Source organism: Stenotrophomonas beteli (assembly GCF_001431665.1).
GTDB classification, from domain to species: Bacteria; Pseudomonadota; Gammaproteobacteria; order Xanthomonadales; family Xanthomonadaceae; genus Stenotrophomonas; species Stenotrophomonas beteli.
In genome coordinates this window covers 20294-27218 of record NZ_LLXV01000066.1, presented here as the reverse complement: position 1 = coordinate 27218, position 6925 = coordinate 20294, and the positions used below count along the sequence as shown (strand labels likewise).

Annotated in this window: 10 protein-coding genes; 3 read left to right on the top strand and 7 right to left on the bottom strand. The window is 66.3% G+C overall.

Features of this window, described 5'->3' with window-relative positions:
* Positions 1-198: 198 nt before the first annotated feature.
* From arsC to ARC23_RS16925, 3 genes are all read right to left on the bottom strand, one after another.
* Positions 199-540 carry an arsenate reductase (glutaredoxin) gene (gene arsC, locus ARC23_RS16935; protein ID WP_057498276.1) on the bottom strand — a complete coding sequence of 114 codons (342 nt, stop codon included), beginning with the start codon at positions 538-540 and terminating at the stop codon, positions 199-201.
* Complete coding sequence (locus ARC23_RS16930) at positions 540-1688, bottom strand: phospholipase A (protein WP_411847912.1); 1149 nt, start codon at positions 1686-1688, stop codon at positions 540-542. Before ARC23_RS16930 ends, arsC begins: the two co-directional genes overlap by 1 nt.
* Before the next feature lie 131 nt (positions 1689-1819).
* On the bottom strand, positions 1820-2305 hold the full coding sequence (locus ARC23_RS16925) for a DUF456 domain-containing protein (protein WP_057498274.1): 486 nt from the start codon (positions 2303-2305) through the stop codon (positions 1820-1822).
* A gap of 236 nt (positions 2306-2541) precedes the next feature.
* Here ARC23_RS16925 and ARC23_RS16920 point away from each other — a divergent pair, with 236 nt between their 5' ends.
* Entirely contained in the window at positions 2542-2751 is a 210-nt protein-coding gene (locus ARC23_RS16920; RefSeq protein WP_057498273.1) for a cold-shock protein, read from the top strand.
* A 73-nt stretch (positions 2752-2824) separates the two neighbouring features.
* Here the strand turns inward: ARC23_RS16920 and ARC23_RS16915 are convergent, their stop codons facing one another.
* Together ARC23_RS16915 and ARC23_RS16910 are read right to left on the bottom strand one after the other, a co-directional pair.
* Entirely contained in the window at positions 2825-3322 is a 498-nt protein-coding gene (locus tag ARC23_RS16915) for a glycine zipper 2TM domain-containing protein (protein WP_057498272.1), read from the bottom strand.
* Between the two features lie 136 nt (positions 3323-3458).
* Complete coding sequence (locus ARC23_RS16910; RefSeq protein WP_057498271.1) at positions 3459-3893, bottom strand: hypothetical protein; 435 nt, start codon at positions 3891-3893, stop codon at positions 3459-3461.
* An 80-nt stretch (positions 3894-3973) separates the two neighbouring features.
* On the opposite strand from ARC23_RS16910, the gene ARC23_RS16905 reads away from it, so the two are divergent.
* Positions 3974-4798, top strand: a complete 825-nt coding sequence (locus ARC23_RS16905) for a tRNA threonylcarbamoyladenosine dehydratase (protein WP_057498270.1) — start codon at positions 3974-3976, stop codon at positions 4796-4798.
* 34 nt (positions 4799-4832) lie between these two features.
* On the opposite strand, the gene ARC23_RS16900 is transcribed toward ARC23_RS16905, so the two are convergent.
* Both ARC23_RS16900 and ARC23_RS16895 read right to left on the bottom strand, forming a co-directional pair.
* The gene (locus ARC23_RS16900) at positions 4833-5606 is read right to left on the bottom strand and encodes a TatD family hydrolase (protein ID WP_057498269.1); all 774 of its coding nucleotides are present in this window, start codon (positions 5604-5606) and stop codon (positions 4833-4835) included.
* Positions 5603-5818, bottom strand: coding sequence for a DUF6116 family protein (locus ARC23_RS16895; RefSeq protein WP_057498268.1), 216 nt, complete (start codon positions 5816-5818; stop codon positions 5603-5605). Before ARC23_RS16895 ends, ARC23_RS16900 begins: the two co-directional genes overlap by 4 nt.
* Positions 5819-5982: 164 nt before the next feature.
* Between ARC23_RS16895 and ARC23_RS16890 the strand changes: the two genes are divergently transcribed.
* On the top strand, positions 5983-6825 hold the full coding sequence (locus ARC23_RS16890; protein ID WP_057498277.1) for a glycine zipper 2TM domain-containing protein: 843 nt from the start codon (positions 5983-5985) through the stop codon (positions 6823-6825).
* Positions 6826-6925: the final 100 nt, after the last annotated feature.

The following is a 6925-nucleotide window of genomic DNA, read 5'->3' as shown; positions in this document are numbered from 1 at the left end:
CCGGGTGCGTGGCTATCGAACAGGAAGCAGGCCGTGTTCGGATAGGTGAGCTGCAAGTTGCTTGTAAAGGAAAAGACGGCATTGGTGATTTCGGCCTCTCTCGTGGGCGCGTAGATATATATAAGAGACAGAAAAGGGGACGGAGGGGATGAAGTCGTTTGTGCACAAACGACTTCATCCCCTCCGTCCCCTTTTCCGTTACAGGATCTCCAGCACCGTTTCCGGTGGGCGGCACAGCCGTGTGCCCTTGGGTGTGCGCACCACCGGGCGGTTGATCAGGCGCGGGTGTGCGGCCATTGCGGCCAGCAGAGCGTTTTCATCGGCACCGTCCAGGCCCAGTTCGGCGAACTGCGCTTCCTTGCTGCGCACCAGCGCCTGCGCGTCCAGACCGGATTCGGCCAGTACCTGGCGCAGCGCAGCCACGTCCGGCGGGTCGCCCAGGTACTCGATCACCTCCGGCTCGAAGCCCGCATCGCGGATCAGCTTCAGTGCGCCGCGCGAATTGCTGCAGGCCGGGTTGTGCCAGATCGTCACGTGCATCAGAACCACTCCAGCAGGGACACGCCCACGCCCACATACGTGGCCTTGTGGTTGTAGTCGATCAGGCTCTCGCCATAGCCATCGAAGACCTGTACGTGGCCGCGCAGCAGGTTGCTGATCGGGAAGCCATAGTCCAGCTGCAGCGCACCGTGCGAGCGGCTGCCGGTGCGCAGCGAATGGCGCGCCATCAGCGAGACCTCGTGGCCATTGCGGTTCCACGTCAGGGTGGCGTCACCGCGTCCCATGTAGTCCTCGATGTCCGGGTTGTTGTCATCGCTGCGGGTTTCCGGAATGCGGTACCAGGGGCGCAGCACCAGCGCCCAGTTCTCGCGGTCCAGGCCGATGTTGAGCATTACCCGGTTCCAGCTGCGCGACAGCGGGTCGGCGCGGCCGTTGGACTGGTGGTTCAGCGCGATGCCGGTCATGCGTCCGCGCCAGCCGCCGATCGAGTAGCCATTGCGGAACACCATCATCACTTCCGGTTCGTAGTTGGTCTCGCGGAACGGTCGCGAATCGGCGCTGTTGTAGGCCTGCCAGCGCGAGCTCTGGGTGTAGCCGGCCCAGATGTCGCCGTTGTCGCCGAACAGGTTTTCGGCGATCTTGGTCTTGAAACTGATCTGGAACTTCAGTTCAGCGCTGTCCAGCTCCTGCGGCGTGGTGACCGTATTGGCCGGGTTCGGAGAGTGCGGGGTGGTATTGCGGTCACTGGTCCAGAACGCGGGCAACAGGTACACCGGCTTGTAGGCGCGCAGCTGGAACGGGCCCAGCTTGGAGTCCTCGGCCAGTTCCCAGCGGCTGTCCAGCAGCGAGCCGCGGCCGGCATTGGCCAGCGCGCTGTCCGGGCCTGCGGGGCGGAACAGGTCGCTGACGCGCTCGCGCAGCTTTTCCTCACCCTGGCTGACGCGTGTGGTCTGGCGTTCCTCGCGGCGGGCCTGTGCGGCCGCTTCGGCGGCTGCATCGGCGGCGGCAGTGGCCTGCGGGGTACGCCCGAACTGACGGTCATAGCAGGCCAGGCGGGCTGCATCAGTGGTGATCGCCGAGCACGCCGCCGGCGAGGCTTCGGCGCTGGGCGCGAACTCCTGGGCGGCCACCGTGCCACTGGCCAGGGACAGGGCCACGGCCAGCGGTGCGAGGCGGGGAGACAGCATGGGGAGGGTCATTGCAGCAGGCCCTTCAGTGAATACGGGGAACGCACAGTGTGGCGACTGCGCCGGATGGCGGCCAGCCCCCAGGGTTTATGCACGGGCACAGCGTGCGCGCGGCGTGAAGGCGATGCCCGCTACAGGAACCAGGCGAAGGCAAACAGGCCCAGCATCGCGATGACCACGGCCAGCTTCAGCGCCAGGCCCAGCAGGATGCCCAGCCAGGTTGCCAGGCCGACCTTGGTGGAGCGTCCCAGTTCGCGGGTATGCCAGTACTCGCCGGCCAGCGCGCCGAGCAGCGGCCCGGCGAACAGGCCGATCGGCATGAAGAACAGGCCGACGATGCTGCCCACGAACGTGCCCCACAGGGCCTTGCGGCTGGCCCCGACCCGTTGAGCGCCGACCACGGTGGCCAGCACATCAACCAGCAGCGAGAGCAGGGTCAGCACGCCCAGCGCCACCAGCGTGGGCCAGCCGACATGCGCGAAGCCATCGGCCCAGGCAGCCAGCAGCAGGCCGACGAAGACCAGCGGGATGCCTGGCAGGGCCGGCAGGATGATCCCGGCGATGCCGACGAGGACAAAAATGACCGCTAGCAGATACAAGATGAATGAGAGTCCCATGCTGGTCCGTATGGTGGTCGTTTTGGGGTTGACAGTGAAAGATTTTGCCAGTTGCTTTTTCGTTTTGGGCGGGTTAAGTTGCAGTCGCTGAGCTTGGCAAGGTCACCGTGGATCGTGGCCTGATGAAGCAAGATCTTCCCGATCCGCTGCATCGATGCACCTCGCTTCCCCCTTGCTTGTCAGCCGCCCACCAGGCGTTTCCAACAACAAGAGAGAGTCATCAGGGAGTTAGTGAGATGTCCGAACGCGAGACCGGTACCGTCAAGTGGTTCAACGATGCAAAGGGCTTCGGCTTCATCAGCCGTGAAAACGGTGAAGACGTGTTCGTGCACTTCCGCGCCATCCAGACCCAGGGCTTCAAGAGCCTGAAGGAAGGCCAGAAGGTCACCTTCACCGTCGTGCAGGGCCAGAAGGGCCTGCAGGCCGACGCCGTGCAGCCGACCTGATCGAGCTGCATCACGTCAAACGAAAAAGGCCCGCGCAAGCGGGCCTTTTTCTTTGCCGGTGGCCCGTTGCCGATCAGCGCAGGATGACCTTGCCGTTGACCACGCGCACATAGGTGTTCTCGCGGATGCCGGCCAGATCGCGCTGGTTGACCACGATGGTGCGGCCATCGTCCATGCGCACGCTGATGTCGTAGGTGTCGCTGGTCACGTTCTTCTGGATCTGGTTGCCGGCCAGTGCGCCACCGACAGCGCCAGCGGCGGCGGCGATGTTCTTGTTGCCACGGCTGCCACCGGTGTGGTCGGAGATCTCATGGCCAGCCACGGCACCGACGATGCCGCCCAGGATCGCGCCGGTCGCGCTGGGCGCGGTACGGCCCGAGGGCACCACGTTGATGCGGGTGACGATGCCGCAGTCGGCGCAGCGGCCCTGGTTGTAGCCACCGTTGTTGCCGTAACCGCCCGAGTTGTAACCGCCGTTGTTGTAGCCGCCACCGCCGTAGCCGGGCGAGGTGGCACAGCCGGCCAGGGCAAGGGTGGCGATGGCGCTGGCAGCGATGAGCTGGATCTTCATGGGGCGTCTCCTGGCCGTGAAGGCGGGTGCGTTGGGTGGTACTGCGTCATGCAGCAGGGTGGACGAATCGTCCCCTTTTGAACGTGAACGAGGTGCCAACCACGCGTGCACAGTCCGGCTGGAAGATGAATGCGCTTCAGCGGAAATCCTGGTGGCAGGCCCGGCAATCGGTCTGCACGGTTTCCACGACCTTGGCCAGGGCGGTGCAGTCACTGGGCGGCACAGCCAGTGCGGCGTTGAGGGTGCCGCGCAGCCGGGCGGCATGCTGCTGGAACTGAGCGCTGTCCTTCAGCGCGGGAAAGGCCAGGTCCAGGTCGTTGGACAGCAGGCGCAGCGCCTGCAGGCGCGGAACGCTGTCGGCCAGGCTGCAGCGGTTCTGCTGCTGGGCCTGCTGCAGCAGCTGCGACTGCCGCTGCATCACCTGCATCAGGCTGTCCGGGAAGGGATCGCGGCGAGCCTGCAGCACGCGGCCGACCATCACCGTGGCGACCAGGCCGATCAGCAGGCCCAGGCCCAGCACGAACAGGTAGCGGTGGGCGGAGGACAGGCGGCGGGGCGGGCTGGCGTTCAAGGCGGGCTCTCCGGTCGTGCAACGATGGGTTTGGTACCGGCGCGCTGTAGGCGCGCGTGCCTGCACGTTAAAATAGCCGGATGAACGAACAGGTCAAACAACGCTTCGCCGGCATCGAACGGCTGTATGGCGTAGGTGCGCTCGAGCGCCTGCAGGGCAGCCGCGTGGCGGTGGTGGGCATGGGCGGTGTCGGCTCGTGGGTGGTGGAGGCCCTGGCGCGTTCGGCGGTCGGCCACCTGACCCTGATCGATGCCGATGACATCTGCGTGTCCAACACCAACCGGCAACTGCCGGCGCTGGAAGGCAACTATGGCCGCAACAAGGCCGAGGCGATGGCCGAGCGCTGCCGTGCGATCAATCCTGACATCGGCGTCGATGCGGTGCAGGCCTTCCTGACCGTCTCCAACATGGCCGAGCTGCTGGACCGTGGTTTCGACCTGGTGATCGACGCCTGCGACAGCTTCCGCGTCAAGGTCGAGACCATTGCCTGGTGCCGCCGCCGCAAGCTGCCGCTGCTGACCGTGGGTGCTGCCGGTGGCCGCACCGACCCGACCCTGGTGCGCATCCGCGATGTCTCGCGCACCGAGCATGACGCCATGCTGGCGCTGATCCGCAAGAAGCTGCGCAGCGAGTTCAATTTCCCGAAGAATGCCAAGCGCTACTTCGGTGTGCCGGCGGTGTATTCGCTGGAGAACGTGAAGTACCCCCAGGCCGACGGCAGTGTCTGTGGCCTGCGCCCGAACCTGGGGGCCGATGCCGCGCTGAAGCTGGACTGTGGTGCCGGCCTCGGTGCGGCTACCCACATCACCGGCGCATTTGCGTTTGCTGCGGTGGGCAAGGCACTGGAGATGCTGCTGGAGCCAAAGAAGGTGAAGGCCGAAGCGGTAGAGGCCAGCGAGCTGTGATGGGTCGTGCCGGCCAACGGCCGGCACCTGCCCGTTACATTGCCGGCAGCGCGAACAGCCGTCGCGCGTTCTCGGTGGTGGCGTGCGCCACGGCCTCTGCATCCAACCCACGCAGTGCGGCCACGTGGCGGGCAATGGTCGCCAACCGCGCCGGTTCGTTGCGCTGGCCACGGATGCCGGCGTCGGGCTGGTCCGGCGCATCGGTCTCCAGCAGCAGCTGCTCCAGCGGCATTCCACGCACCAGCCGCTGCAGGCGCTGCGCGCGGTCGTAGGTCAGCGGGCCGCCCAGGCCCAGCAGGAAACCCAGCTTGTGCAGTTGCGCTGCTTGTTCCAGGCTGCCGGAAAAGCTGTGCACCACGCCGCGCAGCCCACCGATGCGGCGGATCGCCGCGATCACCGCATCCACCGCGCGGCGCGCGTGCACGATCACCGGCAGGTCGAACTCACGGGCCAGTTCCAGCTGGCCGATGAAGTAGGCCTGCTGCGTGTCCGGATCGAGTCCGTCAACGAAAAAGTCCAGCCCGCACTCGCCGATCGCGCAGGGGCGCTCGCGCTCGATCCATGCGCGCAGCAGCGGCAGATGCTCGGGCCGATGCGCCGCCAGGAACATCGGATGCAGGCCATAGGCCGGGTACAGCCCCGGCGCCTGTGTACAGACCTCGCGCAGCTTCGGCCAGCTCGCGGCGGTGACCGCCGGCACCACCTGGACATGGACGCCGGCCGCCTGCGCACGCGCGATCACGGCCGCGCGGTCAGGGTCGAACTCACCGGCATCGAGGTGGCAATGGCTGTCGACCAGCACGCTCAACGCTGTTCCAGGGGCGGCGGCGTCGCGGTGTTGCGGCTCTTCCAGTTGGCCAGCAGCAGCGTTCCGAACCCCAGCACCAGTTCGTCCACGAACGGAATCGGGTCGGGGATGAACAGGGTCAGCGCGAACAGGCCTGCGGTCAGCTTGAACAGGGTGGGGTAGCGCAGCCGGCGCGCCCATTGCAGAACCGGCAGCAGCATCGGGTTGGCCATGGCGGCAATCCTCGTGGGGGAACGTGCAAACGCTACCACGGGCCCAGCATTTCCCGATGCTGAATGGGTTACAGGAATGAGCAGGAAATGTGGAGATTCCGTTCAGGCAGCGCGTGCTGCAATCTGCCTTGAGAACGTTGCGGATGGTCCGCAAGGAGCAGGTCATGAAAAGCACAACTACAACTGTCCTGGTCGCAGCGGGCGCGCTGCTGGTCGGTGGCATCGCCACCGCCGCCTTCATGAAGAGCGGCGGTTCGTCGCCCGATTCCATCAGCGCCGGAACCCCCAACGGCGAATCGCGCCTGATCGATGGCAACGCCAGCGACGACGGTGCCCGTGGTGACGCGCTCGACCCCTCCGCGCCGCGTGGGCTGGAATACGCCGACGTGCTGAAGGTCGACCCGATCACCGAGAAGCAGAAGGCCTATGCCACTGTGATCGGCACCGATCCGGTGCGCGAGACCTCCACCACCCAGACCCCGCACGAGGTCTGCCAGGACGTGACGGTGCAGGAACGCCTGCCGGAACGTGATGGCAATGTCGGCGGTACCGTGGTCGGCGCGGTGGTCGGTGGCCTGCTCGGCAACCAGGTCGGTGGCGGCAATGGCAAGAAGGCCGCCACCGCAGCCGGTGCGGTGGCCGGTGGCTTCATCGGCAACCAGATCGACAAGCGCCATGTGGGCGGCCGCGTGGTCAATCGTACCGAGCGCCAGTGCCACACCGAGACGGCCACCTCCGAGTCGAGCCGCGTCACCGGTTACAACGTGACCTACCGCAACGAGGACGGCACCACCGGCACCATGCGCATGGCCAGCAAGCCGGGTACCCGTATCGCCATGGGCACCAACGACGTGGTGAAGGGCTACAACGTGACCTACCGCTACGACGGCGCCGAGAAGACCGTGCGCCTGGACAACAAGCCGGTCAGCGATCGTCTGCCGGTGGTCGACGGCCAGCTGGTCACGCAGACCGCTGCCGCCGGTGCGACCGCAGCTTCGCGCCAGTAATCCCGGCGCAGACTGCAACAGCGAACGGGCCGGCACATGCCGGCCCGTTTCGTTGTGCGCGCCGGCATTCATCCGTGTGGCGGCGGAATCCACCATCATG